Origin of the sequence: Cupriavidus alkaliphilus, assembly GCF_900094595.1 — a bacterium.
Classification (GTDB): domain Bacteria; phylum Pseudomonadota; class Gammaproteobacteria; order Burkholderiales; family Burkholderiaceae; genus Cupriavidus; species Cupriavidus alkaliphilus.
Window position 1 is genome coordinate 81,829 of record NZ_FMAD01000017.1, and the last position, 22,623, is coordinate 104,451.

A 22,623-nucleotide genomic window follows, 5' to 3' on the forward strand; every position below is an offset into this window, starting at 1 on the left:
CCAACGCATCAGATGCGGCGGCGCTTCGGCGGACGGCAGCCGTTGTGCGGAATCGGCGTGACGTCTTCGATGATCGCGATCTTGATGCCCAGCGCGTTCAGCGCGCGGACAGCCGATTCACGACCCGGGCCGGGGCCCTTGATGCGCACTTCCAGGTTCTTGATGCCCTGGTCTTGCGCCACGCGACCGGCGTTCTCGGCAGCAACCTGGGCAGCGAACGGGGTCGACTTGCGCGAACCCTTGAAGCCTTGGCCACCGGCGGTCGCCCACGACAGGGCGTTGCCCTGGCGATCGGTGATCGTGATGATGGTGTTGTTGAACGAAGCGTGGACGTGCGCAATGCCGTCGGCAACGTTCTTCTTGACCTTTTTACGCGCGCGAGCGGCGTTATTCGGACCTTTTGCCATTAGTTTCTTCCTCTGCCTTCGGCTTTACTTCTTCAGAGCCACGCCGGCCTTGCGCGGACCCTTGCGGGTACGGGCATTGGTGCGCGTACGCTGGCCGCGCATCGGCAGGCCCTTGCGGTGACGCATGCCACGATAGCAACCAAGGTCCATCAGACGCTTGATGTTCATCGTGGTTTCACGACGCAGGTCACCCTCGACCGTGACCTTGCCCACTTCGTCACGAAGCTTTTCCAGGTCGGCGTCGGTCAGATCCTTGACCTTCTTGTCAAACGGTACACCGGTGGCCTCGCAAATCTTGCGGGCGCGCGAGCGGCCGATACCGTAAATAGCCGTCAGGCCGATTTCGGTATGCTTGTGGTTCGGGATGTTAACCCCTGCGATACGTGCCATTCGTCAATCCTCTTTCCGATTAGCCTTGGCGTTGCTTGTGGCGGGGATCCGACGAGCAGATCACGCGCACGACACCGTTGCGCTTGATGATTTTGCAGTTGCGGCAAATGCGCTTAACAGAAGCCAGCACTTTCATAATTTTCCTCTTCCTTCAATTCCTGTTCGCTCACTTCGTCCGGAAGACGATTCGTGCGCGCGACAGATCATATGGGGTCAGCTCGACCGTCACCTTGTCACCCGGAAGAATCCGGATGTAGTTCATTCTCATCTTGCCGGAGATATGGCCCAGCACTACATGGCCATTCTCCAGCTTGACTCGGAACGTCGCATTGGGCAGGTTTTCCAGGACCTCGCCCTGCATCTGGATGACGTCGTCTTTAGCCATACCTAGCCTGTACCGATCCGAAGTCAGCGCAAGGTCAGATTGCCCTTGAAATTCGCCTTCTTCAGCAGCGACTCATACTGCTGCGACATGACATAGGACTGAACCTGGGCCATGAAGTCCATCGTGACGACCACGATGATCAGCAGGGAGGTTCCGCCGAAATAGAACGGAACGTTCCAGCGCAGCACCAGGAATTCCGGCAACAGGCAGACCAGTGTGATGTAGATCGCACCAGCCAGCGTCAGACGCACCAGGATCTTGTCGATATAGCGCGTCGTCTGCTCGCCCGGACGAATGCCCGGAATGAAGGCACCGCTTTTCTTCAGGTTGTCTGCCACTTCACGGCTGTTGTACACCAGGGCCGTGTAGAAGAAGCAGAAAAATACAATCGCAGCAGCGTACAGCAGGATGTAGACCGGCTGGCCCGGCGACAGCGTGGCAGCCAGGTCCTTGATGAACCGGCCGACCGTGCCCGTCGAGTCAGACGTAAACCAGCCCGCGATCGTCGCCGGGAACAGGATGATCGACGATGCGAAGATCGGCGGAATCACCCCTGCCATGTTCAGCTTCAGCGGCAGGTGCGACGACTGGCCGCCGTACACCTTGTTGCCGACCTGACGCTTGGCATAGTTCACCAGGATCTTGCGCTGGCCACGCTCGACGAACACCACGGCGAAGGTCACACCGATCACGATCGCGACGATGAAGATGGCCGCGATGATGCTCATGGAACCCGTGCGGACCAGTTCGAACAGTCCGCCGATCGCGTTGGGCAGGCCCGCCGCGATACCGCCGAAGATGATGATCGAGATGCCGTTGCCCAGACCGCGCTCGGTGATCTGCTCACCCAGCCACATCAGGAACATCGTGCCGGTCACCAGCGTGATCACCGCCGTGGCCCGGAACATCAGGCCAGGATCCAGCACCAGCCCGGGCTGCGACTCCAGCGCGACCGCGATCGACAGCGCCTGGAACGTGGCCAGAACCACGGTGCCGTAGCGCGTGTACTGCGTGATCTTGCGCTGCCCTGCCTGCCCTTCCTTCTTCAGCGACTCCAGCTGCGGCAGCACGATCGTCAGCAACTGCATGATGATCGACGCCGAGATGTACGGCATGATGCCGAGCGCGAAGACGGTAAAGCGCGACAGCGCCCCGCCCGAGAACAGGTTGAACATCCCGAGGATGCCACCCGACTGACTCTGGAAAAGCTTCGCAAGCTGCTCCGGATCGATACCGGGCACCGGAATATGAGCGCCGATGCGGTACACGATCAGGGCCAGCACCAGGAACATCAGCCGGCGCTTGAGGTCGCCGTACTTCGCCGTATTCCTGGCTTGCGCGCTTGCATTGGGTTTCGCCGTGGCCAAACGATGCTCCGACTATGACTGCCTATGCTGCGATGAATGCTGCCGTATCAGGCTGCGATCTGGCCGCCGGCGGCTTCGATCGCGGCCTTGGCGCCAGCGGTGGCGCCCAGACCCTTGATCGTCACCTTGCGGGTCAGCTCGCCGGCCTTGATGACCTTGGCGCTCTTGACCAGGTCGCCGACCAGGCCAGCCTGCTTCAGGACCAGCAGGTCGACTTCGGCCGCTTCCAGGCGCTCGATGTCACGCAGCGTGACTTCGGCGGTGAACGCCTTGGTCAGCGAGGTGAAGCCGCGCTTCGGCAGGCGACGATACAGCGGCATCTGGCCGCCTTCGAAACCCACCTTGTGGAAGCCGCCCGAACGCGACTTCTGACCCTTGTGACCGCGACCGGCGGTCTTGCCCAGGCCGGAGCCGATACCGCGGCCGACGCGACGCTTGGCGTGCTTCGAACCGGCAGCCGGTTTCAGGTTGTTCAGTTGCATCTTGCTCTCCAAGTCCCGATCAGGCCAGAACCTTGACCAGGTACGAGACCTTGTTGATCATGCCGCGCACGGCGGGCGTGTCCTGCAGCTCCGACACCGAGTTGATGCGGCGCAGGCCCAGGCCACGAACGGTGGCGCGATGATCCTCGCGCGTGCCGATCAGGCTGCGCACGAGTTGCACTTTTACGGTTTTCTGCGACATTGCGTTCACCTTAACCCAGGATGTCTTCGACCGACTTGCCACGCTTGGCGGCGATTTCGCCCGGCGTGCTCATCTTCTGAAGGCCGTCCAGCGTGGCGCGAACCATGTTGTACGGGTTGGTGGAGCCGTGCGACTTGGTCACCACGTTGGTGACACCCATCACTTCGAAGATCGCGCGCATCGGGCCGCCGGCGATCACGCCGGTACCTTCCTTGGCGGGCATCATCAGCACCTTGGCGGCGCCGTGCTTGCCGACGACTTCGTGTTGCAGCGTGCCGTTCTTCAGCGAGACCTTGACCATCTTGCGACGGGCTTCGTCCATTGCCTTCTGAACAGCAACCGGCACTTCCTTGGCCTTGCCCTTGCCCATGCCGATGCGGCCATCGCCGTCACCGACCACGGTCAGCGCAGCGAAACCGAGAATCCGGCCACCCTTCACCACCTTGGTGACACGGTTGACCGAGATCATCTTCTCGCGGAGGCCGTCGTCGCGTTCGTCCTGTTGGACTTTTGCTTGCATCTTTGCCATGACGTATCTCTCTCTATGCGCTTAGAACTTCAGGCCGGCTTCGCGGGCGGCGTCTGCCAGGGCCTTCACGCGGCCATGGAAACGGAAGCCGGCGCGATCGAACGCGACGGTTTCCACGCCGGCAGCCTTCGCCTTCTCGGCGATGCGCTTGCCCACGATGGTAGCGGCAGCGGCGGTAGCGCCCTTGCCTTCCAGTTCCTTGCGCACTTCTGCCTCGACGGTCGAAGCCGAAGCCAGCACCTTGGTGCCGCACTCGGAGAAGACCTGGGCGTAAATGTTCGAATTCGTACGGAACACGGTCAGACGATTGACTTTCATCTCCGCGATCTTGGCGCGGGTCTGACGTGCACGGCGCAAACGAGCGTCTTTCTTGTTCATCATTGCACCCCTTACTTCTTCTTGGTTTCCTTCAGGATGACGCGCTCGTCGCTGTAGCGCACACCCTTGCCCTTGTAGGGCTCGGGCGGACGGTACGCGCGGACTTCCGCGGCAACCTGACCGACTTTCTGCTTGTCCGCACCCTTGATCAGGATTTCGGTCTGCGTCGGCGTTTCAGCCTTCACGCCTTCCGGCATCTCATGGATCACGTCGTGCGAGAAACCAAGCTGGAGCTTCAGCGCAGTGCCTTGCAGCTGGGCACGATAGCCCACGCCAACGAGGTTCAGCTTGCGCTCGAAACCGGTGGTCACGCCCTTGACCATGTTCGCCGCCAGGGCGCGCATGGTGCCTTGCAGGGCGTTTGCTTCACGCGACTCGTCAGCCGGCGAGAAGGTCAGCGTGTCGTTCTCGACATTGACCTTGACCAGGCTGTGAATCGGCTGGGACAGCGTACCCAGCGGGCCCTTCACGGAGAGCACGCCAGCTGCCACGTTCACTTCCGCGCCCTTGGGGAGCGCGATGGGAGCCTTACCTACACGGGACATGGTTCTCTCCTTAAGCGACGTAGCAGAGAACTTCGCCGCCCACGCCGGTGGCGCGAGCCTTGCGGTCGGTCATCAGACCCTGCGGGGTCGAGATGATCGCCACACCGAGGCCGTTCATCACTTGCGGAATGTCGCTGCGGCCCTTGTACACGCGCAGGCCGGGCTTCGAGACGCGCTCGATGCGCTCGATCACCGGACGGCCGGCGTAGTACTTGAGACCGATGCTCAGTTGTGCCTTGCCGCCATCTTCCTGGACGGCGTAGTCGTCGATATAGCCTTCGTCCTTCAGGACCTTGGCGATTGCCACTTTCAGCTTCGACGACGGCATGACAACCGACGCTTTCTGCACGCCTTGGGCGTTGCGGATGCGCGTCAGCATATCGGCGATAGGATCGCTCATGCTCATACTGTTTCTCCTGTAGCCTGTGCGTAATTACCAGCTGGCTTTCGTCAGACCCGGGATTTCGCCCTTGAAGGCGATTTCGCGGATCTTGTTACGCGCCAGGCCAAACTTGCGGAAGGTACCGCGGGGACGACCGGTGATCGCGCAGCGGTTGCGCTGGCGGGTCGGGTTCGCGTTGCGCGGGAGCTGCTGCAGCTCGAGACGCGCGCTGTAACGCTCTTCTTCCGACTTTTCTTGGTCGTCGATAATGGCCTTGAGGTTGGCGCGCTTGGCGGCATACTTTGCCACCAGCTTGGCGCGCTTCTTCTCACGTTCAATCAGAGCCAGTTTAGCCACGGTTACCCCTTAATTGCGGAACGGGAACTTGAACGCACCGAGGAGGGCCTTGGCTTCCTCGTCGTTCTTTGCCGTCGTCGTGATGCTGATGTTCAGACCACGCAGTGCGTCGATCTTGTCGTACTCGATTTCGGGGAAAATGATCTGCTCTTTCACACCGATGTTGTAGTTGCCACGACCGTCGAACGAACGGCCCGACACACCACGGAAGTCACGCACGCGCGGCAGGGCCACGGTGACGAAACGATCGAGGAATTCGAACATGCGCTCGCCGCGCAGGGTCACCATCGCACCGATGGGGTAGCCCTGGCGGATCTTGAAGCCGGCGATAGCCTTCTTGGCCTTCGTCACGACCGGCTTCTGACCGGCGATCTTGGTCAGGTCGCCCACGGCGTTTTCAATGATCTTCTTGTCATTGATGGCTTCGCCAAGACCCATGTTCAGGGTGATCTTGGTGATGCGCGGCACTTCCATGACCGACTTGTAGCCGAACTGCTCGATCAGCTTCGGCACAACCTGTTCTTTGTAAAACTCTTGCAGACGTGCTGCCATGCTCAACTCCTATACGTGCCCAGAATCAAGCTGCCACGACGGCGCCGGTGGTCTTCAGCACGCGCACGCGCTTGCCGTCTTCCACCTTGATGCCGACGCGCGACGGCTTGCCATTGGCATCCACGAGCGCAACGTTGGAAATATGCAGCGGCATGACCTTGTCGACCACACCACCGGTAGTGCCCAGCATCGGGTTCGGGCGGGCATGCTTCTTGGCGATGTTCACGCCTTGCACCGCAACCTTGTCGCCGAGGACGGCCTGCACGGTACCGCGCTTGCCCTTGTCCTTGCCGGTCAGCACGATGACTTCGTCGCCTTTGCGAATCTTGTTCATGGCGGCTCCTTACAGCACTTCCGGAGCGAGCGACACGATCTTCATGAAGCGCTCGGTACGGAGTTCACGAGTCACCGGCCCGAAGATACGGGTGCCGATCGGCTCGAGCTTGTTGTTCAGCAGGACGGCGGCGTTGCCGTCGAACTTGATCAGCGAACCGTCAGCGCGGCGCACGCCCTTGGCGGTACGCACGACGACGGCGTTGTAGATGTCGCCCTTCTTGACGCGACCGCGCGGCGCTGCGTCCTTGACGGTCACCTTGATGATGTCGCCAACGCTTGCGTAGCGGCGCTTGGAGCCACCCAGCACCTTGATGCACAGCACTTCGCGCGCACCAGTGTTATCGGCCACTTCGAGCCGGCTTTCTGTCTGAATCATGGTGTTTGTCTTCCCAACTTAATCCGCCAGGTGCGATAGCGCCCGTCGGTCAGTCTTGGTCCCGTCGGTTCCGGCCTTGCGCCAGCACCGTATGGGTTGATCAACTTTGAAGTCGGTAGGAACCTGGCAATCCCGACGAAAAATCATCGGAGCCGCCTGGCCCTGGCTCGCTCAACAGGCCCGCCCGGGTGGTACAGCTAAGGCGAACGCAATAAAGCGGAAGTCCAGGATTATAGCTACATAATCCTGGACTTGCAAGTCAAGCTAAGAACGTGTTGTTCTTAGATGACGCGTGCAGCCTCTACCAGCCGGGAAACCACCCAGGACTTGGTCCGCGACAGCGGACGGCCTTCCTGGATTTCGACCTTGTCGCCTTCCTTGTACTGGTTGGCTTCGTCGTGTGCGTGGTACTTCTTGGAACGCAGCACGTACTTGCCGTACAGGGGATGCTTGACGCGGTTTTCCACCAAGACCGTAACGGTCTTGTCCATCTTGTCGCTCACGACACGGCCGACCAGGGTACGGCGAAGCGACTTTTCCGTTTGTGCAGCTTCAGTCATTTCGCGTTCGCCTTTTGAGTCAGCACGGTTTGCACGCGCGCGATGTCCTTGCGAACCTTCTTCAGCTGGCTGGTGTTCTGCAGCTGTTGGGTTGCCTTTTGCATGCGCAGGCTAAATTGGGCCTTCAGCAGCTCGGAGAGCTCCTGGTTCAGGCCTGCGGCGTCCTTGCCGCGAAGTTCGGATGCTTTCATTCCTGCTCTCCTTACGTCCCGACCTGGCGCACCACGAAATTGGTGGCGATCGGCAGCTTGGCCGCTGCGAGGCGGAACGCCTCACGCGCCAGCTCTTCGCTCACGCCATCCATTTCGTACAGCATCTTGCCCGGCTGGATTTCAGCCACGTAGTACTCCGGATTGCCCTTACCGTTACCCATACGGACTTCGGCGGGCTTCTTCGAGATCGGCTTGTCCGGGAAAATCCGGATCCAGATGCGGCCGCCACGCTTGATGTGGCGGGTCATCGCACGACGTGCCGACTCGATCTGACGAGCCGTCAGGCGGCCACGGCCCATGGCCTTCAGGCCGAATTCGCCGAAAGACACGGCGTTACCACGGGTAGCCTTACCCGTGTTGCGGCCTTTCTGCTCCTTGCGGTATTTTCTGCGCTTAGGTTGCAGCATCGTTATTCTCCACTCTTCGCATCTGCGCCAGGCGCAGCGCGGCGACCGGCACCGGCACCGCCGCGGCGGTTGCCACCCGGACGGCCTTCGCCTTCACGGCGGCGACCTTCCGGACGACCCGGGCGACGACGACGGTCGTCCTGCGGCTCTTCCACCACCGGCGCGTCATTGCGGCCGAGGTGATCCCCCTTGTAGACCCACACCTTGACACCGATGATGCCGTAGGTGGTTTCTGCTTCGGAGAAGCCGTAGTCGATGTCGGCGCGCAGGGTGTGCAGGGGCACACGGCCTTCGCGGTACCACTCGGTACGTGCGATTTCGATACCGTTCAGACGGCCGGCGCTCATGATCTTGATACCCTGGGCGCCCAGGCGCATCGCGTTCTGCATGGCGCGCTTCATGGCGCGGCGGAACATGATGCGGCGCTCGAGCTGCTGGGTGATCGAATCGGCGATCAGCTGAGCATCGGTTTCCGGCTTGCGGATTTCCTCGATGTTCACGTGCACGGGCACGCCCATGCGACGCTGCAGTTCGGCCTTCAGCAGTTCGATGTCCTCACCCTTCTTGCCGATCACCACGCCCGGACGCGAGCTGTAAATGGTGATACGGGCATTGCGGGCGGGGCGCTCGATCACGACGCGGCCAACCGATGCGTTCTTGAGCTTCTTCTTCAGGAAGTCGCGAACTTCGATGTCTTCCTTCAGCATGCCGGCGAACTTCGTGTTGCTGGCGTACCAGCGCGAAGCCCAGTTACGGCTGACAGCCAGACGGAAGCCAGTCGGATGAATCTTCTGTCCCATCGTGACTCCTTAGTTGCCGAGCGTCACAGTGATGTGACAGGTTTGTTTCTCGATGCGGTTGCCGCGGCCCTTTGCCCGTGCCGTGAAGCGCTTGAGCGAGGTTGCCTTGTCGACGTAGATCGATTTGACCTTGAGTTCGTCGATGTCGGCGCCTTCGTTGTGCTCGGCGTTGGCGATGGCCGATTCGACCACCTTCTTCACGATCCCGGCAGCCTTTTTCGGGCTGAACGTCAGGACGTTGAGCGCGCGCTCGATCGGCAGACCACGGATCTGGTCAGCGACCAGGCGCGTCTTCTGGGCGGAGATGCGGGCACCGCGATGAATCGCTTTCACTTCCATGATGGCACCTTACCTCTTCGCTTTCTTGTCAGCCGCGTGGCCCTTGAACGTGCGGGTAATCGCAAATTCGCCGAGCTTGTGGCCAACCATGTTTTCCGTAACGTACACCGGCACGTGTTGACGGCCGTTGTGGACGGCGATCGTCAGGCCGATGAACTCCGGCAGAATGGTCGAGCGGCGCGACCACGTCTTGATGGGCTTCTTGTCCTTGCCGCTCGTTGCAACTTCCACCTTCTTCAGCAGGTGGGCGTCGCAGAACGGACCCTTTTTAGCGGAACGAGTCATATCTTTAGCTCCTACCTACCGATTAACGCTTGTGGCGCTTCTGGACGATCATGCTGTCCGTGCGCTTGTTGCTGCGGGTACGGTAACCCTTGGTCGGGGTACCCCACGGCGACACCGGATCGCGGCCAGCAGCGGTCTTGCCCTCGCCACCACCGTGCGGGTGGTCGACCGGGTTCATCACGACGCCGCGGACCGTCGGGCGGATACCGCGCCAACGGGTCGCACCGGCCTTGCCGATGACGCGCAGGCTGTGCTCTTCGTTACCCACTTCACCGACGGTGGCGCGGCACTCGATGTGCACGCGGCGCACTTCGCCGGAGCGCAGGCGAACCTGGGCGTACAGGCCTTCACGGGCCAGCAGCACGGCGGAACCGCCTGCAGCGCGGGCGATCTGGGCGCCCTTGCCCGGCAGCATTTCCACGTTGTTGATCGTGGTACCGACCGGAATGTTGCGGATCGGCAGGTTGTTACCGGCCTTGATCGGCGCTTCCGAGCCATTCAGCAGCGATTGGCCGGCAACCATGCCCTTGGTGGCAATGATGTAGCGGCGCTCGCCGTCGGCGAACACGACCAGCGCGATGTTGGCGCTGCGGTTCGGATCGTATTCCAGGCGCTCGACCTTGGCGGGGATGCCGTCCTTGTCGTTGCGCTTGAAATCGACCACGCGGTAGTGGTGCTTATGACCACCGCCCTTGTGGCGGGTGGTGATATGACCATTGTTGTTACGGCCCGACTTCTGGAATTGCTTTTCCAGCAGCGGAGCGTGCGGGGCGCCCTTGTGAAGGTCCTTGTTGACCACCTTCACCATCGAGCGACGACCCGGGGAAGTCGGCTTGGTCTTGACGAGTGCCATGATTACTTGGCCTCCGCTTCAAAATTGATTTCCTGACCCGGCTTCAGCGACACGTAAGCTTTCTTCACGTGGTTGCGACGGCCCATGAAACGGCCGAAGCGCTTCTGCTTGCCCTTCTGGTTCAGGATCTGAACGGACTGCACCTCGACCTTGAACAGCAGTTCGACGGCGGCCTTCACTTCTGCCTTGTTGGCATCGCGGGCGACTTCGAACACGACTTGTTCATTCTTGTCGGCGACCAGGGTTGCCTTTTCGGAAACCACCGGCGCGAGCAGCACCTGCATCAAACGATGATCGTTCTTGGCTACTTGCGTCATTTCAGCAACTCCTCGATCTGCGCGACGGCCGCCTTGGTCACCAGCACCTTCTTGTAGTGCACGAGCGACAGCGGGTCAGCCTGGCGCGGCTCGACAACTGCCACGTGCGGCAGGTTGCGCGAAGCCAGGTAGAGGTTTTCGTCGAGGCTGTCGGTGATGATCAGCACCGAGTCCAGGCCCATGGCCTTGAACTTGTCGGCCAAGAGCTTGGTCTTGGGCGCGTCGACAGTGAAACCGTCCACCACGTTGATACGACCTTCACGTGCGAGCTGCGAGTAAATCGAGCGCATGCCGGCACGGAACATCTTCTTGTTGACCTTCTGGCTGAAGTTCTCTTCCGGCGAATTCGGGAAGATACGGCCGCCCCCGCGCCACAGCGGCGAGGAAGACATACCGGCACGAGCACGGCCCGTACCCTTCTGGCGCCACGGCTTCTTGGTCGTGTGCTTGACCTCTTCACGATCCTTCTGCTTACGGTTGCCGCTGCGAGCGTTGGCCTGGTAAGCGACGACGATCTGGTGAACGAGGGCTTCGTTGTAGTCACGGCCGAACACTTCGGGCGACGCGTCAACGCCGGCGCCGATCTGGCCATTGTCCTGGAGGAGCTTGAGTTCCATTACATGCGCTCCTTAAGCTTTGGCTTTGGCCTTGACGGCCGGGGTAACGATGACCTTGCCGTTCTTGGAGCCGGGAATGGCGCCCTTGACCAGCAGCAGCTTGCGCTCTGCGTCGATCTTGGCGATCTCCAGGTTCTGCACGGTGCGGGTGACATCGCCCAGGTGACCGGTCATGCGCTTGCCCGGGAACACGCGGCCCGGATCCTGCGCCATACCGATCGAGCCCGGCACGTTGTGCGAGCGCGAGTTACCGTGGGTGGCACGGCCGGAGGCGAAGTGGTAGCGCTTGATGGTACCGGCGTAGCCCTTACCGATGGTCACGCCCTGCACGTCGATCTTCTGACCGACTTCGAACAGGTCGACCGACAGCGAACCGCCAGCTTGCAGTTCGGCAGCCTTGGCTGCGTCGATACGGAATTCGCGGATGATTTCGCCGGCTTCCACGCCGGCTTTGGCGAGGTGACCCGCCAGCGGCTTGGTGACGCGGCTTGCGCGTCGTGCGCCGAAGGTGACTTGAACCGCGGTGTAACCGTCGGTCTCGTCCGTCTTGATTTGCGTCACGCGGTTGTCGCCGACCTCGACCACGGTCACGGGAATCGCTTCACCGTCGTCCGTGAAAATACGGGTCATGCCAACCTTGCGACCTACAAGGCCAAGGCTCATGGTTTGCTCCATTCCCAGCTGCGATTGGCCGGGGCTGATTGATACACGAAAACTGTGCTTGCGCTTGTGCGCGGATGGACTTGCGCTAAACAAGACTGCGCGCGGCCAAAGTGGCCAGCCCACTACCCGAGGAAACGGGTAGCCTTACACTATATCGCAGCAGTTTGGAAAGGGCAATATGAATTGCGGATTTCCCCGCAATGATGTAGGCAGGGAGGCCACAGTAGTGACGCTTGCGCTATTTGGGTGTGGTGTCCGGGCGACGGGCCGGCATTCGAAGCGGCCCATGGAGCACCGCGAAGTGGGGTCAGGCGGCGAGGCGGACGAAATCGCCGCCATAGAATACCAGCGGCTCGCCTTCCTCCGCCGTGAACGCTTCGACGGCGCCAACGATCAGCAAGTGGTCGCCCACCGGGTCGGCGCGCTCCACCCGGCACGACAGCGTCGCCAGCGCCTCGTCCAGGTAGGGCACGCCGTGCGGGCAGCACCGGTGGGCAACGCCGGCGAACTTGTCCGGCGACGGCGTGGCAAAGCGGCGCGCCAGTTCGCCGTGGCCCGCGCGCAGGATGCTGACGCCGAACGGCGCGCCCGGTCCGAACAGGCCAGCATTGGGCGAATGCCTGGCCAGGCTCCACAGGATCAATGGCGGCGCCAGCGACAGCGACGCGAACGAGTTGACGGTGATGCCGACCGGCCGCTGCTGCGGCGTACAGGCACCGATGACCGCCACGCCGGTCGCGTAGCGGCCGCAAACCCGGCGCAGTTCGCGCGGATCAAGCGAGGGGGCGGCATGGCTGGTGGTGTCCATCTCAGGCGGCCTGCGGCAGGTGGTGGTCGATCAGCTGGTGGCAGGCCTGCGGATCCATCCACCAGGGAAAGTAGTCCGGCGGATTGTCGAAACCGTTGGCGATGCGGGCCGCCAGCGCCGGCGACTGCCCCGCCGCGCCCAGCAGCGCCAGGATGTGCGGCGGCGGCGGTGTCAGCAGCGAGTTGGTCCACGCCACCACATCGCCGGCGTATTGCCAGTAGTGGGCGAAGGTCTGCTCCATCCAGCCGCGGTCGTACGGCCGCTCGCCGTGCTCGACGATCGCATCGAGATAGACCTTGCAGCACTTGGCGGCATTGTTCGAGCCCTGGCCGGTGATGGGGTCGTTGACCACCACGGCATCGGCCATGCCGAATACCAGCCGGCCCGACGGCAGCGTCAGCACCGGCTTGCGCACCGTCGGCGCGAAGCGGCCCGACAGGATGCCGTTGTCGTCGGTCAGCGCCACACGCTCGCAACGCTCGGCTTCCCATGGGGCATAAGTACGCAGGATGCGCAGGCTTTCGGCGAGGTGCTGTTCGGGCGTGCGCGCCTCGGCCCAGCGGTCCATCGGCCCGCCCGGAATGCCCTCGAACACCATGATCTCGCACGGCCCCGACAGCGTCAGCGCTGGAAACACAAAGTACTCGCCCACGCCCGGAATCAGGTTGAAGCAAACCCGCGAGAACGGCTCGCGCGGCACCATGCCGGTCACGTAGGTCAACGCCAGCGCGCGCTGGGGCCGGTCGAACGGGCTGCGCGACACGTCGCGCTCGAAGCGGCTGACGATCTCGCCCTTGCCGGCGGCCAGCAGCACCAGGTCATGCTCGCGGGTCAGGTCCTCCAGCTCGTCGAGGCCGACATCGACAATGCGCAGGTCGCCGCCGCGCGCAACAAAGGCCTCCATCCACGCCGGCATCTTCAGGCGCTGGTCGACCGCCTGCGCCGGCCGGTCCAGCGGCGCGGCCCAGTCGATGACCCTGGCGCCGGGCTGCTCGGGATGCGGCACGGCCAGGCCGATGCCCCGCACCGGCGGACAGGCATCGTCCCACCAGTTCAGCCCAAGCTCGCGTTCGGTCTGCAGCGCGCGGTCGAACATGCACTGGCTGGACATGACCTTGCCGGCGCGGATCTGCTCGGGGGTGCGGTTGGACAGCAGCGTGACGCGGTAGCCGTTGGCCTGCAGCCCGAGGGCCATTTGCAGGCCCGACTGGCCCGCTCCGACGATGGCGATGCGTTGGCGCATGATGTGGTCTCCTGAGTGGATGCGGGGATGGCGTCAGCCGGCCAGCTTGCCGATTGCCGGGACGTTCTGCTCCGGGCCCATGGCGCTGTAACCGCCATCGACGGCATAGTCCGCGCCGGTGACAAAGCTGGCGTGATCGGAGCAGAGGAAGAGCACCACCTGCGCCACCTCGTCAGGCTCACCGACACGGCCGAGCAGATGGAACGGCGCGGCCACCGCATCGGTGCGGGCGCGGTTGCCGCCGCTGACCTCGTCCATCAGCCGGCACCAGGTCCAGCCGGGCGAGATCGAGTTCACGCGGATCCGCTCGGGCGCGAGGTCCATCGCCATGCTGCGCGTCAGCTGCGCGATCGCGGCTTTCGACACGGGATAGAGCCAGCGCCCGGTCTGCGCCACGTTGGCGGAAATGCTGGTGAAGTTGACGATCGCGCCGCCGCCCCGCGCGCGCATATGCGGATGCACCGCCTGCGCCAGCATCACCCCGGAAACCACATTGACGTCGAGCGCCGCCAGCCAGTCGGCCCGGTTGGAGCGGAAGCCGTCGTCGAGATAGGTGCAGGCCAGGTTGATCAGGAAATCGACGCCGCCGAAGCGCTGCGCGACCTGGCCGACCGCGTCGTGGACCTGGTCGTCCCGCGTGATGTCGGTCGCGATGAAGAGCGCGTCCTTGCCCAGCCCGGCGGCGACGTGCTCGCCGTTGGCGGCGTCGATATCGAAGATCGCCACGCGCGCGCCGGCGTCGACGAAGGCCCGGGCCACGGCTGCGCCGATCAGCGTGGCGCCGCCGGTGACGATGGCCACCTTGTCCTGCAATCCCTTCATGGTTGTCTCCTGTTTGGTCACCGGTGTCCGGTGCGGGGCAGGCCTCTGCGGGCCCGCTTCCGTTCAGTGCCGCCTGGCTTACTGGCCTTCGCTCTGCTGCCAGCGCGCCATCAGCGTGTTCGACGGCAACGTCTCGTCCAGCAGCTTGCGCGCGGTCTCCACGCCTGCCACCGGCAAACCCGTGGGATCCAGCTTGCCGATCTGCACCAGCACGCTGGCCTGGTCCCAGTAAATGTGCTCGTGGTAGAGCTTGTCGCCGCGGAACTTGACGATGGCGATCAGCGGGATCTCCACGCGCTTGCCGGTGGGCGGTACGCCGGGCAGCATCCAGTCGATCTCGCTGGTGTGGGTGAAGCAGAACAGCAGCTCGTCGACGATCTGCGAGGCGCCGACCGTGCGCGACAGCGGGATCAGCGTCGTGTCCGGCGGATTGCTGTGCACGAAGTGATGCTGGTAGAAACGGCGCAGCTGCGCATGGCCGACGCCGCCGGTCATGGTGGGGATATGGTTCACATAGGGCTGCGCCACCATCGTCGCCATGGTCGCGTCGACATCGCGGGTGGCGAATTCATGCTCGCAATGCTTGTCCCACAGCGCCGAGAAGTCGTAGTGCGGGCCCATCTCGCGGCGCAGCGCCGCGATCGAGCGCTGGTGCGCCATCAGCGCCGAGGGCTTGTCGAAATGCTCGCCACCGGACCGCGCAAAGGCATGGCCGACGCCGGCATAGACGTAGACCTCGATGTGGTCCCGGCCGGCCAGCGCCTCGCGGATCGCCGCCTGCGCAGGCGGCGGGCAGAAGCCGTCCTTCTCCGCGATATGCAGCACCAGGCGGCCCCGCACGTTGGCGGCCTCGCCCAGCGCATGTTCGATGCCGACGCCGTAGTACGCCACTGCGCAGGCCACGCCGGGCAACCGGCAGGCCGCCAGGTAGGCCAGCTTGCCGCCCAGGCAGAAGCCCAGCACGCCGGTCTGGCCAACGCATTCGGACCGCGCGCGCAACGTCTCCAGCGCCGCGCCCACATCCTGCACGCCCTTCGCTTCGTCGAACTGCTGATAGAGGCCGAGCGCGCGCTGGAAGTCCTCGCCGCGGTCGGTCAGCTCGATGCCCGGGGCGATGCGCCAGAACAGGTCGGGCACCAGCACCGTATAGCCCTCCTCGGCGTAGTAGTCCGCCACCTGGCGCATGGTGGCATTGACGCCGAAGATCTCCTGGCACAGCACGATGCCGGGGCCCTTGCCCGCCGCCGGAGTGGCGAGATAGCCGCTGAAACTGCCTTCGGGGGTCTGGATCTGGATGGTCTGGCCCATGGCCTGCGCTCCTTGTCGTTCTCTGTTGGCTGACAGCTGGTGAGGGTGCGCTGCCGTGCTGGATCCCATGATGGTGGCTCCGCACCGCAGCAAACTAGCCGCTCGCTGCAGCGGCTATCCGATTAGTGCAGGAAAGTCAGGCTTCGGTCAACGCAAGGCCAGGGTCGCGCGGGTCGATCCGCTATAGTGGTTGCGTGGACCATGCTGCGCGCATGGCGCCCCGGCCCGCCGCCGTGGACGCCAGCCAGCGCCGCGGCCACGCCAGAGGAGCGAGACCATGTTGCAGCTGCCCCCGACTGCCCGCCCGCCGGCGCCGCTGGCGCATGCCCTGCTATACGATGCCGGGCGGCAGGTGTTCGCCTCGACCGATCTCGGGCAGACACGCGCGGCGGTGGGCAAGGTCTTCAAGCCTCACCGGCTCGATATCCGCGGGACCAGCCTGTCGGCCCGCATGCACCACGCCCCGCTGGGCGCGGTATCGCTGAACCGGCTCGCCTACGGGGCCGATGTCACCATCGACCCGGGCCCGCTCGGAGACTTCCTGCTGGTGCAGATGCCGCTCAGCGGGCAGGCCGAGATCCGTTGCGGCGCGCAGCAGATCGTGTCGACGCCGGACTGCGCTTCCGTGCTGACGCCCAGCGATCCGCTGCTGATGCGCTGGAGCGCGGACAACGACCAGCTGATCGTGCGCATCGAGCGCAGCGCGCTGGAGCGCGTGTGCGCCGCCTATCTCGGGCATCGGCCCGACCCGCCGCTGCGCTTCCAGCTCGGCATGGCCTGGCGCAGCGCCGGCTGGTATTCATTGATGGAGTATCTGGCGCAGATGCTGGCGGCGGCGCCGGAAGCGGCGCGCCATCCGCTCACGGCATGCCAGCTCGAGCAGCTGGTGATCGGCGCGCTGCTGACGCTGCAGCCGCACAGCCTGTCGGAGGCGCTGCAGCGGCACGGCAAGCCGCTGGCGCCGCGCCATGTGAAGGTGGTCGAGGAGTATATCCACGCCCATGCCGCCGCCGCGCTGACGCCGGCGCTGCTGGCGGAGATCGCGGGCGTCAGCCTGCGCAGCCTGTATGCGGGGTTCCGCGAGCATCGCGGGCTGAGCCCGATGGCCTATCTGCGCACGGTCCGGCTGGACCGGGTACGGCACGACCTGCTCAACGATGCGGCGCTGTCGTCGGTGACGGGCGCCGCGCTGCGCTGGGGCTTTGCCCACCTGGGGCGCTTCAGCGCCGAATACCGGCGCGCGTTCGGCGAGTGCCCGGCCGAGACGCTGCGCCGGCGCGGCAGCGTATAAGTGCCTGTCGGGCGCTGCCGTGCGGCGCGCCATCAAACAAAAACGGCGAACCGAGGTTCGCCGTTTTGCTGCAGCAGGCTGCGCAAGCAGCCCGAAGCATGATTACACCTTGATCTCGACGTCCACGCCTGCCGGCAGGTCGAGCTTCATCAGCGCGTCAACGGTCTTGTCGGTCGGGTCGACGATGTCCATCAGGCGCTGGTGGGTGCGGATCTCGAACTGATCGCGGCTGGTCTTGTTCACGTGCGGCGAACGCAGGATGTCGAAGCGCTGGATGCGGGTCGGCAGGGGCACCGGGCCCTTGACGATCGCGCCGGTACGCTTGGCGGTATCCACGATTTCGGCGGCCGACTGGTCGATCAGGCGATAGTCGAAAGCCTTCAGGCGGATACGGATCTTCTGATTCTGCATGATATTTCCTTAAAAGAGCGATTGGGCAAGCTGCCCGTTGAATGGGGACATGCCCGCGGGCATGTCCCAGGAAGTGCTTAGTCGAGGATCTTTGCCACGACGCCGGCGCCGACGGTACGGCCACCTTCGCGGATAGCGAAGCGCAGGCCTTCTTCCATGGCGATCGGGGCGATCAGCTTGACGGTGATCGACACGTTGTCACCCGGCATGACCATTTCCTTGTCCGCCGGCAGCTCGATCGAGCCAGTCACGTCGGTGGTACGGAAGTAGAACTGCGGGCGGTAGTTGTTGAAGAACGGGGTGTGACGGCCGCCTTCGTCCTTCGACAGGATGTACACCTCGCCGGTGAAGTGGGTGTGCGGCTTGATCGAACCCGGCTTGCACAGCACCTGGCCGCGCTCGACGTCTTCACGCTTGGTGCCGCGCAGCAGCAGACCGACGTTGTCGCCAGCCTGGCCCTGGTCCAGCAGCTTGCGGAACATTTCCACGCCGGTGCAGGTGGTCTTCACGGTCGGCTTGATACCGACGATTTCGATTTCCTCGCCGACCTTGATCACGCCGCGCTCGATACGGCCGGTCACCACGGTGCCGCGACCCGAGATCGAGAACACGTCTTCCACCGGCATCAGGAAGGTACCGTCAACGGCACGCTCCGGCGTCGGGATGTAGGTGTCCAGCGCGTCGGCCAGGCGCATGATGGCTTCTTCGCCCAGGTCGCCCTTGTCGCCTTCCAGTGCCAGCTTGGCCGAACCCTTGATGATCGGGGTGTCGTCGCCGGGGAACTCGTACTTCGACAGCAGCTCGCGCACTTCCATCTCGACCAGCTCGAGCAGTTCGGCGTCGTCCACCATGTCGCACTTGTTCAGGAACACGATGATGTACGGCACGCCGACCTGGCGGGCCAGCAGGATGTGCTCACGGGTCTGCGGCATCGGGCCGTCAGCGGCCGAGCACACCAGGATCGCGCCGTCCATCTGGGCGGCACCCGTGATCATGTTCTTCACGTAGTCGGCGTGGCCCGGGCAGTCAACGTGCGCGTAGTGGCGGTTGGCCGTCTCGTATTCGACGTGGGCGGTATTGATGGTAATACCGCGGGCCTTTTCTTCCGGCGCTGCGTCGATTTCGTCGTACTTCTTGGCCGCACCACCGAACTTCGCTGCCAGCACCGTGGCGATCGCTGCGGTCAGCGTGGTCTTGCCATGGTCAACGTGACCAATCGTACCAACGTTCACGTGCGGCTTGGTCCGCTCGAACTTTTCCTTTGCCATTTTTTTCAGCTCCTAATGGAATGCAGTCTTGTCGATTCATCACGCCGCCGCGTCCTGGCGGACGCGGCGGCATACAGCTTATTTACTTGCCCTTGGCCGCCATCACTGCTTCGGCGATGTTCTTCGGCGCCTCGGCGTAGTGCTTGAATTCCATGGTGTAGGTGGCGCGGCCTTGCGTGGCCGAGCGCAGCGCGGTCGAATAACCGAACATTTCCGACAGCGGAACTTCGGCCTTGATGATCTTGCCGCCGCCCACCATGTCGTCCATGCCCTGCACGATGCCGCGGCGGGACGACAGGTCGCCCATCACGGTACCGGTGTAGTCTTCCGGCGTTTCCACTTCCACGGCCATCATCGGCTCGAGCAGAACCGGGCTGGCCTTGCGCATGGCTTCCTTGAAAGCCATCGAGCCGGCCATGCGGAACGCGTTTTCGTTCGAGTCCACGTCGTGGTACGAACCGAACGTCAGCGTGACCTTCACGTCCACCACCGGGAAGCCAGCCAGGATACCGGCCGTCAGCGTGTCGACGATACCCTTTTCGACCGCCGGGATGTATTCGCGAGGAATCACACCGCCCTTGATGGCGTCGATGAACTCGAAGCCCTTGCCCGGCTCTTGCGGTTCCAGCGTAATCACGGCGTGACCGTACTGGCCGCGGCCGCCCGACTGCTTGACGAACTTGCCTTCGACGTCCTCGGCCTTCTTGCGGATGGTTTCGCGGTAGGCCACCTGCGGCGCGCCGATGTTGGCTTCCACGCCGAATTCGCGCTTCATGCGGTCGACCAGAATTTCGAGGTGGAGCTCGCCCATGCCCGAAATGATGGTCTGGCCCGATTCTTCATCGGTACGCACGCGGAACGACGGATCCTCGGCGGCCAGGCGGTTCAGGGCGATGCCCATCTTTTCCTGGTCAGCCTTGGTCTTCGGCTCGACAGCCTGCGAGATCACGGGCTCCGGGAACACCATGCGCTCGAGCACGATCGGGGCAGCCGGATCGCACAGCGTGTCGCCCGTGGTGGCATCCTTCAGGCCCACCGCGGCGGCGATGTCGCCGGCCAGCACTTCCTTGATTTCTTCGCGCTGGTTGGCGTGCATCTGCAGAATACGGCCCAGACGCTCCTTCTTCTGCTTCACCGGGTTGTACACGGTGTCGCCCGAATTGACCTTGCCCGAGTACACGCGGAAGAAGATCAGCTGGCCGACGAACGGGTCGGTCATGATCTTGAACGCCAGTGCCGAGAACTTTTCGTTGTCGTCGGCCTTGCGCTCGAGCTTCTTCTCGCTGTCGTCCTCGTCCGTGCCCGTAACCGGCGGAATGTCGACCGGCGACGGCAGGAAGTCGATCACGGCGTCGAGCATGCGCTGCACGCCCTTGTTCTTGAACGCGGTGCCGCACAGCATCGGCTGGATTTCGCAGGCGATGGTACGGTCACGCAGCGCCTTGACGATCTCGGCGCGGGTCAGCTCTTCGCCGCCCAGGTACTTTTCCATCAGCTCTTCGCTGGCTTCGGCGGCGGACTCGACCATCTTCTCGCGCCATTCTTCAGCGGTGGCTTGCAGCTCGGCCGGGATGTCCTGGTATTCGAACTTCACGCCCTGGCTGGCTTCGTCCCAGACGATCGCCTTCATTTCCAGCAGGTCGACCACGCCCTGGAAGCCGTCTTCAGCGCCGATCGGCACCACCACGGGCACCGGGTTGGCCTTCAGGCGGGTCTTCAGCTGGTCGTAGACCTTGAAGAAGTTCGCGCCGGTACGGTCCATCTTGTTGACGAACGCCAGACGCGGCACCTTGTACTTGTTGGCCTGACGCCACACGGTTTCCGACTGCGGCTGCACGCCACCCACGGCGCAGTACACCATGCAGGCGCCGTCCAGCACGCGCATGGAACGCTCCACCTCGATGGTGAAGTCCACGTGGCCCGGGGTGTCGATGATGTTGAAGCGGTGCTCGGGGTAGTTGCCGGCCATGCCCTTCCAGAAGGCGGTGGTGGCAGCGGAGGTGATGGTAATACCACGCTCCTGCTCCTGCTCCATCCAGTCCATGGTGGCGGCGCCGTCGTGCACTTCACCGATCTTGTGGTTCACACCGGTGTAGAACAGGATGCGCTCGGTCGTGGTGGTTTTACCCGCGTCAATGTGAGCCGAAATACCGATATTGCGGTAACGCTCGATGGGAGTCTTACGAGCCACTTTAATCCTCTATTCGTCCGTGAGGCGCCGGCATCTCATGGCCCGCGCCCCTAACACAAACGGGCGAGATGTGTAAAAACACAGCCCGCCCGGCAACCAACAATGTTTTCGCTCGCTTTAGAAGCGGAAGTGCGAGAACGCCTTGTTGGCTTCGGCCATGCGGTGCACTTCGTCGCGCTTCTTCATCGCGCCGCCACGGCCTTCAGCAGCTTCCAGCAGCTCACCTGCCAGGCGCAGCGCCATCGACTTCTCGCTGCGTTTTTTCGCGGCCTCACGCAGCCAGCGCATCGCCAATGCCAAACGACGCGACGGACGGACTTCGACCGGAACCTGATAGTTGGCGCCGCCCACGCGACGGCTCTTCACTTCCACCACCGGCTTCACGTTGTTGATGGCAACGGAGAACACTTCGATGGGGGCCTTGCCTGCCTTCTTTTCGATCTGGTCGAACGCGCCATACACGATGCGTTCGGCAACCGACTTCTTGCCATCCAGCATCAGCACGTTCATGAACTTGGCAACTTCAACGTTGCCGAACTTCGGATCAGGCAGAACGTCCCGCTTCGGGACTTCACGACGACGTGGCATCTTCTTTCCTTTAGATTCAGTTGAGAGCGCGGTCAGAGTTTCCCGCTCTCCGGCCACCAACTAGCTTGCATGCAAAGACAGCAAATTCGCCGGGTGACCACTTACTCGACGGCACGGTTGCCAAAAAGGCGCTCCGTTGTACCGCCGCCTGGTGACAGCACCATGACTCGCGCCACAGGCTATCGTCTGTTGCTTCGGGCCTTGCGGGCCCAGGCTGCCGAAACTTAGGCTGCCTTCGGACGCTTCGCGCCGTACTTCGAACGGGCCTGCTTGCGGTCCTTCACGCCTTGCAGGTCCAGCGAGCCACGGACGATGTGGTAACGCACACCCGGCAGATCCTTCACACGGCCGCCGCGGATCAGCACGACCGAGTGTTCCTGCAGGTTGTGGCCTTCACCGCCGATGTACGAAATGACTTCGAAACCGTTGGTCAGGCGCACCTTGGCGACCTTACGCAGTGCCGAGTTCGGCTTCTTCGGCGTCGTGGTGTACACGCGGGTGCACACGCCACGGCGCTGGGGGCAGTTCTCAAGCGCCGGGCTCTTGCTCTTGACGACTTCCGAGACACGCGGCTTGCGAACCAGTTGGTTGATAGTTGGCATTGTTCAATCCAGCTTGGTTTTACGAAAAACGCCCCTCGCGCCGGCATGCGCCAGGCTGGAGAGGCAACTACGGGTTTTGGGCGGGAGAGGTGAGCGGGCGCTCTGGAGACGGGACTGTGCGGTAACAGCATGCCAAAGAGCGCGAGCCGGCACCCGGATCCCGCGTCTGCCGCCACCCGTCCATGGGAAATCCAGTCCGGTAGGCTTGCCGGCAGCGACCTGAAGGCCACTTATCCGACGGGCGAGCGAAATCCAAAGCCAAAAACTCGAATCTGGCATCCTAGCAGCGGAATCGTATACCGTCAAGCCGTATACCCACCTGCATGTCCGGCCTGCAACAGGCCTTCCGT

The 22,623-nt window shown here is 63.2% G+C and carries 35 protein-coding genes; 1 reads left to right on the forward strand and 34 read right to left on the reverse strand.

Annotated elements, in window-relative coordinates:
* Window positions 1-8: 8 nt before the first annotated feature.
* The 29 genes from rpsK to GA0116996_RS26425 form a co-directional block, all read right to left on the reverse strand.
* Window positions 9-407 carry a 30S ribosomal protein S11 gene (gene rpsK / locus GA0116996_RS26285; RefSeq protein WP_010812376.1) on the reverse strand — a complete coding sequence of 133 codons (399 nt, stop codon included), beginning with the start codon at window positions 405-407 and terminating at the stop codon, window positions 9-11.
* Window positions 408-431: 24 nt separating this feature from the next.
* Window positions 432-797, reverse strand: coding sequence for a 30S ribosomal protein S13 (gene rpsM, locus GA0116996_RS26290; protein ID WP_008642961.1), 366 nt, complete (start codon window positions 795-797; stop codon window positions 432-434).
* Between the two features lie 19 nt (window positions 798-816).
* The gene (rpmJ, locus tag GA0116996_RS26295) at window positions 817-933 is read right to left on the reverse strand and encodes a 50S ribosomal protein L36 (RefSeq protein ID WP_008642959.1); all 117 of its coding nucleotides are present in this window, start codon (window positions 931-933) and stop codon (window positions 817-819) included.
* 30 nt (window positions 934-963) lie between these two features.
* The gene (gene infA / locus GA0116996_RS26300) at window positions 964-1,182 is read right to left on the reverse strand and encodes a translation initiation factor IF-1 (RefSeq protein WP_010812378.1); all 219 of its coding nucleotides are present in this window, start codon (window positions 1,180-1,182) and stop codon (window positions 964-966) included.
* Window positions 1,183-1,205: 23 nt separating this feature from the next.
* Window positions 1,206-2,549, reverse strand: coding sequence for a preprotein translocase subunit SecY (gene secY, locus GA0116996_RS26305; RefSeq protein WP_062801963.1), 1,344 nt, complete (start codon window positions 2,547-2,549; stop codon window positions 1,206-1,208).
* Window positions 2,550-2,596: 47 nt separating this feature from the next.
* On the reverse strand, window positions 2,597-3,031 hold the full coding sequence (rplO, locus tag GA0116996_RS26310; protein ID WP_012354135.1) for a 50S ribosomal protein L15: 435 nt from the start codon (window positions 3,029-3,031) through the stop codon (window positions 2,597-2,599).
* A gap of 19 nt (window positions 3,032-3,050) precedes the next feature.
* Window positions 3,051-3,233, reverse strand: a complete 183-nt coding sequence (gene rpmD, locus GA0116996_RS26315) for a 50S ribosomal protein L30 (RefSeq protein ID WP_010812381.1) — start codon at window positions 3,231-3,233, stop codon at window positions 3,051-3,053.
* Between the two features lie 10 nt (window positions 3,234-3,243).
* Window positions 3,244-3,762, reverse strand: a complete 519-nt coding sequence (gene rpsE, locus GA0116996_RS26320) for a 30S ribosomal protein S5 (RefSeq protein WP_006160449.1) — start codon at window positions 3,760-3,762, stop codon at window positions 3,244-3,246.
* 21 nt (window positions 3,763-3,783) lie between these two features.
* Window positions 3,784-4,140, reverse strand: coding sequence for a 50S ribosomal protein L18 (gene rplR, locus GA0116996_RS26325; protein ID WP_026164029.1), 357 nt, complete (start codon window positions 4,138-4,140; stop codon window positions 3,784-3,786).
* 11 nt (window positions 4,141-4,151) lie between these two features.
* On the reverse strand, window positions 4,152-4,685 hold the full coding sequence (rplF, locus tag GA0116996_RS26330) for a 50S ribosomal protein L6 (protein ID WP_062801964.1): 534 nt from the start codon (window positions 4,683-4,685) through the stop codon (window positions 4,152-4,154).
* A 10-nt stretch (window positions 4,686-4,695) separates the two neighbouring features.
* On the reverse strand, window positions 4,696-5,091 hold the full coding sequence (gene rpsH / locus GA0116996_RS26335) for a 30S ribosomal protein S8 (protein WP_010812384.1): 396 nt from the start codon (window positions 5,089-5,091) through the stop codon (window positions 4,696-4,698).
* A 27-nt stretch (window positions 5,092-5,118) separates the two neighbouring features.
* On the reverse strand, window positions 5,119-5,424 hold the full coding sequence (rpsN, locus tag GA0116996_RS26340; RefSeq protein WP_010812385.1) for a 30S ribosomal protein S14: 306 nt from the start codon (window positions 5,422-5,424) through the stop codon (window positions 5,119-5,121).
* A 9-nt stretch (window positions 5,425-5,433) separates the two neighbouring features.
* A complete protein-coding gene (gene rplE, locus GA0116996_RS26345; RefSeq protein WP_010812386.1) occupies window positions 5,434-5,976 on the reverse strand; it encodes a 50S ribosomal protein L5 in 543 nt (180 codons plus the stop codon).
* Between the two features lie 25 nt (window positions 5,977-6,001).
* Window positions 6,002-6,310: a 50S ribosomal protein L24 gene (gene rplX / locus GA0116996_RS26350; protein ID WP_010812387.1), complete on the reverse strand. Its 309-nt coding sequence runs from the start codon at window positions 6,308-6,310 to the stop codon at window positions 6,002-6,004.
* Window positions 6,311-6,319: 9 nt separating this feature from the next.
* Window positions 6,320-6,688, reverse strand: a complete 369-nt coding sequence (gene rplN / locus GA0116996_RS26355; protein WP_010812388.1) for a 50S ribosomal protein L14 — start codon at window positions 6,686-6,688, stop codon at window positions 6,320-6,322.
* A gap of 281 nt (window positions 6,689-6,969) precedes the next feature.
* On the reverse strand, window positions 6,970-7,248 hold the full coding sequence (rpsQ, locus tag GA0116996_RS26360) for a 30S ribosomal protein S17 (protein ID WP_010812389.1): 279 nt from the start codon (window positions 7,246-7,248) through the stop codon (window positions 6,970-6,972).
* Entirely contained in the window at window positions 7,245-7,439 is a 195-nt protein-coding gene (rpmC, locus tag GA0116996_RS26365) for a 50S ribosomal protein L29 (RefSeq protein WP_010812390.1), read from the reverse strand. The genes rpsQ and rpmC overlap by 4 nt, the downstream gene beginning before the upstream one ends.
* 11 nt (window positions 7,440-7,450) lie before the next feature.
* Entirely contained in the window at window positions 7,451-7,867 is a 417-nt protein-coding gene (gene rplP, locus GA0116996_RS26370) for a 50S ribosomal protein L16 (protein ID WP_006576240.1), read from the reverse strand.
* A gap of 2 nt (window positions 7,868-7,869) precedes the next feature.
* Window positions 7,870-8,667 carry a 30S ribosomal protein S3 gene (rpsC, locus tag GA0116996_RS26375; RefSeq protein ID WP_010812392.1) on the reverse strand — a complete coding sequence of 266 codons (798 nt, stop codon included), beginning with the start codon at window positions 8,665-8,667 and terminating at the stop codon, window positions 7,870-7,872.
* A gap of 9 nt (window positions 8,668-8,676) precedes the next feature.
* Window positions 8,677-9,006 carry a 50S ribosomal protein L22 gene (rplV, locus tag GA0116996_RS26380; protein ID WP_003271370.1) on the reverse strand — a complete coding sequence of 110 codons (330 nt, stop codon included), beginning with the start codon at window positions 9,004-9,006 and terminating at the stop codon, window positions 8,677-8,679.
* A 9-nt stretch (window positions 9,007-9,015) separates the two neighbouring features.
* Window positions 9,016-9,291, reverse strand: a complete 276-nt coding sequence (gene rpsS / locus GA0116996_RS26385; RefSeq protein WP_012354138.1) for a 30S ribosomal protein S19 — start codon at window positions 9,289-9,291, stop codon at window positions 9,016-9,018.
* Window positions 9,292-9,313: 22 nt separating this feature from the next.
* On the reverse strand, window positions 9,314-10,144 hold the full coding sequence (rplB, locus tag GA0116996_RS26390) for a 50S ribosomal protein L2 (RefSeq protein ID WP_029047584.1): 831 nt from the start codon (window positions 10,142-10,144) through the stop codon (window positions 9,314-9,316).
* 2 nt (window positions 10,145-10,146) lie between these two features.
* Window positions 10,147-10,461, reverse strand: a complete 315-nt coding sequence (rplW, locus tag GA0116996_RS26395) for a 50S ribosomal protein L23 (protein ID WP_006576245.1) — start codon at window positions 10,459-10,461, stop codon at window positions 10,147-10,149.
* Entirely contained in the window at window positions 10,458-11,078 is a 621-nt protein-coding gene (rplD, locus tag GA0116996_RS26400; protein ID WP_022536862.1) for a 50S ribosomal protein L4, read from the reverse strand. The genes rplW and rplD overlap by 4 nt, the downstream gene beginning before the upstream one ends.
* A gap of 12 nt (window positions 11,079-11,090) precedes the next feature.
* The gene (rplC, locus tag GA0116996_RS26405; RefSeq protein ID WP_010812397.1) at window positions 11,091-11,741 is read right to left on the reverse strand and encodes a 50S ribosomal protein L3; all 651 of its coding nucleotides are present in this window, start codon (window positions 11,739-11,741) and stop codon (window positions 11,091-11,093) included.
* 307 nt (window positions 11,742-12,048) lie between these two features.
* Window positions 12,049-12,549, reverse strand: a complete 501-nt coding sequence (locus tag GA0116996_RS26410; protein WP_092317618.1) for a flavin reductase family protein — start codon at window positions 12,547-12,549, stop codon at window positions 12,049-12,051.
* A gap of 1 nt (window position 12,550) precedes the next feature.
* Window positions 12,551-13,792: a styrene monooxygenase/indole monooxygenase family protein gene (locus tag GA0116996_RS26415; RefSeq protein WP_092317621.1), complete on the reverse strand. Its 1,242-nt coding sequence runs from the start codon at window positions 13,790-13,792 to the stop codon at window positions 12,551-12,553.
* A gap of 33 nt (window positions 13,793-13,825) precedes the next feature.
* Window positions 13,826-14,614: an SDR family oxidoreductase gene (locus GA0116996_RS26420; RefSeq protein ID WP_092317624.1), complete on the reverse strand. Its 789-nt coding sequence runs from the start codon at window positions 14,612-14,614 to the stop codon at window positions 13,826-13,828.
* A 78-nt stretch (window positions 14,615-14,692) separates the two neighbouring features.
* Entirely contained in the window at window positions 14,693-15,922 is a 1,230-nt protein-coding gene (locus GA0116996_RS26425) for a dienelactone hydrolase family protein (RefSeq protein WP_092317627.1), read from the reverse strand.
* 277 nt (window positions 15,923-16,199) lie between these two features.
* On the opposite strand from GA0116996_RS26425, the gene GA0116996_RS26430 reads away from it, so the two are divergent.
* Window positions 16,200-17,213 carry an AraC family transcriptional regulator gene (locus GA0116996_RS26430; protein WP_092317630.1) on the forward strand — a complete coding sequence of 338 codons (1,014 nt, stop codon included), beginning with the start codon at window positions 16,200-16,202 and terminating at the stop codon, window positions 17,211-17,213.
* A 102-nt stretch (window positions 17,214-17,315) separates the two neighbouring features.
* Here the strand turns inward: GA0116996_RS26430 and rpsJ are convergent, their stop codons facing one another.
* The 5 genes from rpsJ to rpsL all read right to left on the reverse strand — a co-directional run bounded on the left by rpsJ (window position 17,316) and on the right by rpsL (window position 22,273).
* On the reverse strand, window positions 17,316-17,624 hold the full coding sequence (gene rpsJ, locus GA0116996_RS26435) for a 30S ribosomal protein S10 (protein WP_006160488.1): 309 nt from the start codon (window positions 17,622-17,624) through the stop codon (window positions 17,316-17,318).
* A 77-nt stretch (window positions 17,625-17,701) separates the two neighbouring features.
* Window positions 17,702-18,892 carry an elongation factor Tu gene (tuf, locus tag GA0116996_RS26440; RefSeq protein ID WP_092317633.1) on the reverse strand — a complete coding sequence of 397 codons (1,191 nt, stop codon included), beginning with the start codon at window positions 18,890-18,892 and terminating at the stop codon, window positions 17,702-17,704.
* An 82-nt stretch (window positions 18,893-18,974) separates the two neighbouring features.
* Window positions 18,975-21,083, reverse strand: coding sequence for an elongation factor G (fusA, locus tag GA0116996_RS26445; RefSeq protein ID WP_092317636.1), 2,109 nt, complete (start codon window positions 21,081-21,083; stop codon window positions 18,975-18,977).
* Window positions 21,084-21,200: 117 nt separating this feature from the next.
* A complete protein-coding gene (rpsG, locus tag GA0116996_RS26450; RefSeq protein ID WP_012354147.1) occupies window positions 21,201-21,671 on the reverse strand; it encodes a 30S ribosomal protein S7 in 471 nt (156 codons plus the stop codon).
* Window positions 21,672-21,895: 224 nt separating this feature from the next.
* Complete coding sequence (gene rpsL / locus GA0116996_RS26455; protein WP_010810460.1) at window positions 21,896-22,273, reverse strand: 30S ribosomal protein S12; 378 nt, start codon at window positions 22,271-22,273, stop codon at window positions 21,896-21,898.
* Window positions 22,274-22,623: the final 350 nt, after the last annotated feature.

Excerpts from the sequence above, each read along its gene's own strand:
- rpsJ (WP_006160488.1), bottom strand. The coding sequence starts at position 17,624 with ATGCAGAATCAGAAGATCCGTATCCGCCTGAAGGCTTTCGACTATCGC.
- rpsL (WP_010810460.1), bottom strand. The coding sequence starts at position 22,273 with ATGCCAACTATCAACCAACTGGTTCGCAAGCCGCGTGTCTCGGAAGTC.
- rplX (WP_010812387.1), bottom strand. The coding sequence starts at position 6,310 with ATGAACAAGATTCGCAAAGGCGACGAAGTCATCGTGCTGACCGGCAAG.
- rpmD (WP_010812381.1), bottom strand. The coding sequence starts at position 3,233 with ATGTCGCAGAAAACCGTAAAAGTGCAACTCGTGCGCAGCCTGATCGGC.
- rpsE (WP_006160449.1), bottom strand. The coding sequence starts at position 3,762 with ATGGCAAAGATGCAAGCAAAAGTCCAACAGGACGAACGCGACGACGGC.
- rplN (WP_010812388.1), bottom strand. The coding sequence starts at position 6,688 with ATGATTCAGACAGAAAGCCGGCTCGAAGTGGCCGATAACACTGGTGCG.
- rplO (WP_012354135.1), bottom strand. The coding sequence starts at position 3,031 with ATGCAACTGAACAACCTGAAACCGGCTGCCGGTTCGAAGCACGCCAAG.
- rpsH (WP_010812384.1), bottom strand. The coding sequence starts at position 5,091 with ATGAGCATGAGCGATCCTATCGCCGATATGCTGACGCGCATCCGCAAC.
- rplF (WP_062801964.1), bottom strand. The coding sequence starts at position 4,685 with ATGTCCCGTGTAGGTAAGGCTCCCATCGCGCTCCCCAAGGGCGCGGAA.
- GA0116996_RS26430 (WP_092317630.1), top strand. The coding sequence starts at position 16,200 with ATGTTGCAGCTGCCCCCGACTGCCCGCCCGCCGGCGCCGCTGGCGCAT.
- rpsQ (WP_010812389.1), bottom strand. The coding sequence starts at position 7,248 with ATGACTGAAGCTGCACAAACGGAAAAGTCGCTTCGCCGTACCCTGGTC.
- rplC (WP_010812397.1), bottom strand. The coding sequence starts at position 11,741 with ATGAGCCTTGGCCTTGTAGGTCGCAAGGTTGGCATGACCCGTATTTTC.
- rplV (WP_003271370.1), bottom strand. The coding sequence starts at position 9,006 with ATGGAAGTGAAAGCGATTCATCGCGGTGCCCGCATCTCCGCCCAGAAG.
- rpsC (WP_010812392.1), bottom strand. The coding sequence starts at position 8,667 with ATGGGACAGAAGATTCATCCGACTGGCTTCCGTCTGGCTGTCAGCCGT.
- rplR (WP_026164029.1), bottom strand. The coding sequence starts at position 4,140 with ATGAACAAGAAAGACGCTCGTTTGCGCCGTGCACGTCAGACCCGCGCC.
- rpsS (WP_012354138.1), bottom strand. The coding sequence starts at position 9,291 with ATGACTCGTTCCGCTAAAAAGGGTCCGTTCTGCGACGCCCACCTGCTG.
- rpsK (WP_010812376.1), bottom strand. The coding sequence starts at position 407 with ATGGCAAAAGGTCCGAATAACGCCGCTCGCGCGCGTAAAAAGGTCAAG.
- rplW (WP_006576245.1), bottom strand. The coding sequence starts at position 10,461 with ATGACGCAAGTAGCCAAGAACGATCATCGTTTGATGCAGGTGCTGCTC.
- GA0116996_RS26420 (WP_092317624.1), bottom strand. The coding sequence starts at position 14,614 with ATGAAGGGATTGCAGGACAAGGTGGCCATCGTCACCGGCGGCGCCACG.
- rpsM (WP_008642961.1), bottom strand. The coding sequence starts at position 797 with ATGGCACGTATCGCAGGGGTTAACATCCCGAACCACAAGCATACCGAA.
- rplP (WP_006576240.1), bottom strand. The coding sequence starts at position 7,867 with ATGCTGCAACCTAAGCGCAGAAAATACCGCAAGGAGCAGAAAGGCCGC.
- GA0116996_RS26415 (WP_092317621.1), bottom strand. The coding sequence starts at position 13,792 with ATGCGCCAACGCATCGCCATCGTCGGAGCGGGCCAGTCGGGCCTGCAA.
- rpmJ (WP_008642959.1), bottom strand. The coding sequence starts at position 933 with ATGAAAGTGCTGGCTTCTGTTAAGCGCATTTGCCGCAACTGCAAAATC.
- rplD (WP_022536862.1), bottom strand. The coding sequence starts at position 11,078 with ATGGAACTCAAGCTCCTCCAGGACAATGGCCAGATCGGCGCCGGCGTT.
- rpsG (WP_012354147.1), bottom strand. The coding sequence starts at position 21,671 with ATGCCACGTCGTCGTGAAGTCCCGAAGCGGGACGTTCTGCCTGATCCG.
- rplB (WP_029047584.1), bottom strand. The coding sequence starts at position 10,144 with ATGGCACTCGTCAAGACCAAGCCGACTTCCCCGGGTCGTCGCTCGATG.
- infA (WP_010812378.1), bottom strand. The coding sequence starts at position 1,182 with ATGGCTAAAGACGACGTCATCCAGATGCAGGGCGAGGTCCTGGAAAAC.
- GA0116996_RS26410 (WP_092317618.1), bottom strand. The coding sequence starts at position 12,549 with ATGGACACCACCAGCCATGCCGCCCCCTCGCTTGATCCGCGCGAACTG.
- GA0116996_RS26425 (WP_092317627.1), bottom strand. The coding sequence starts at position 15,922 with ATGGGCCAGACCATCCAGATCCAGACCCCCGAAGGCAGTTTCAGCGGC.
- rpmC (WP_010812390.1), bottom strand. The coding sequence starts at position 7,439 with ATGAAAGCATCCGAACTTCGCGGCAAGGACGCCGCAGGCCTGAACCAG.
- tuf (WP_092317633.1), bottom strand. The coding sequence starts at position 18,892 with ATGGCAAAGGAAAAGTTCGAGCGGACCAAGCCGCACGTGAACGTTGGT.
- rplE (WP_010812386.1), bottom strand. The coding sequence starts at position 5,976 with ATGGCAGCACGTCTGCAAGAGTTTTACAAAGAACAGGTTGTGCCGAAG.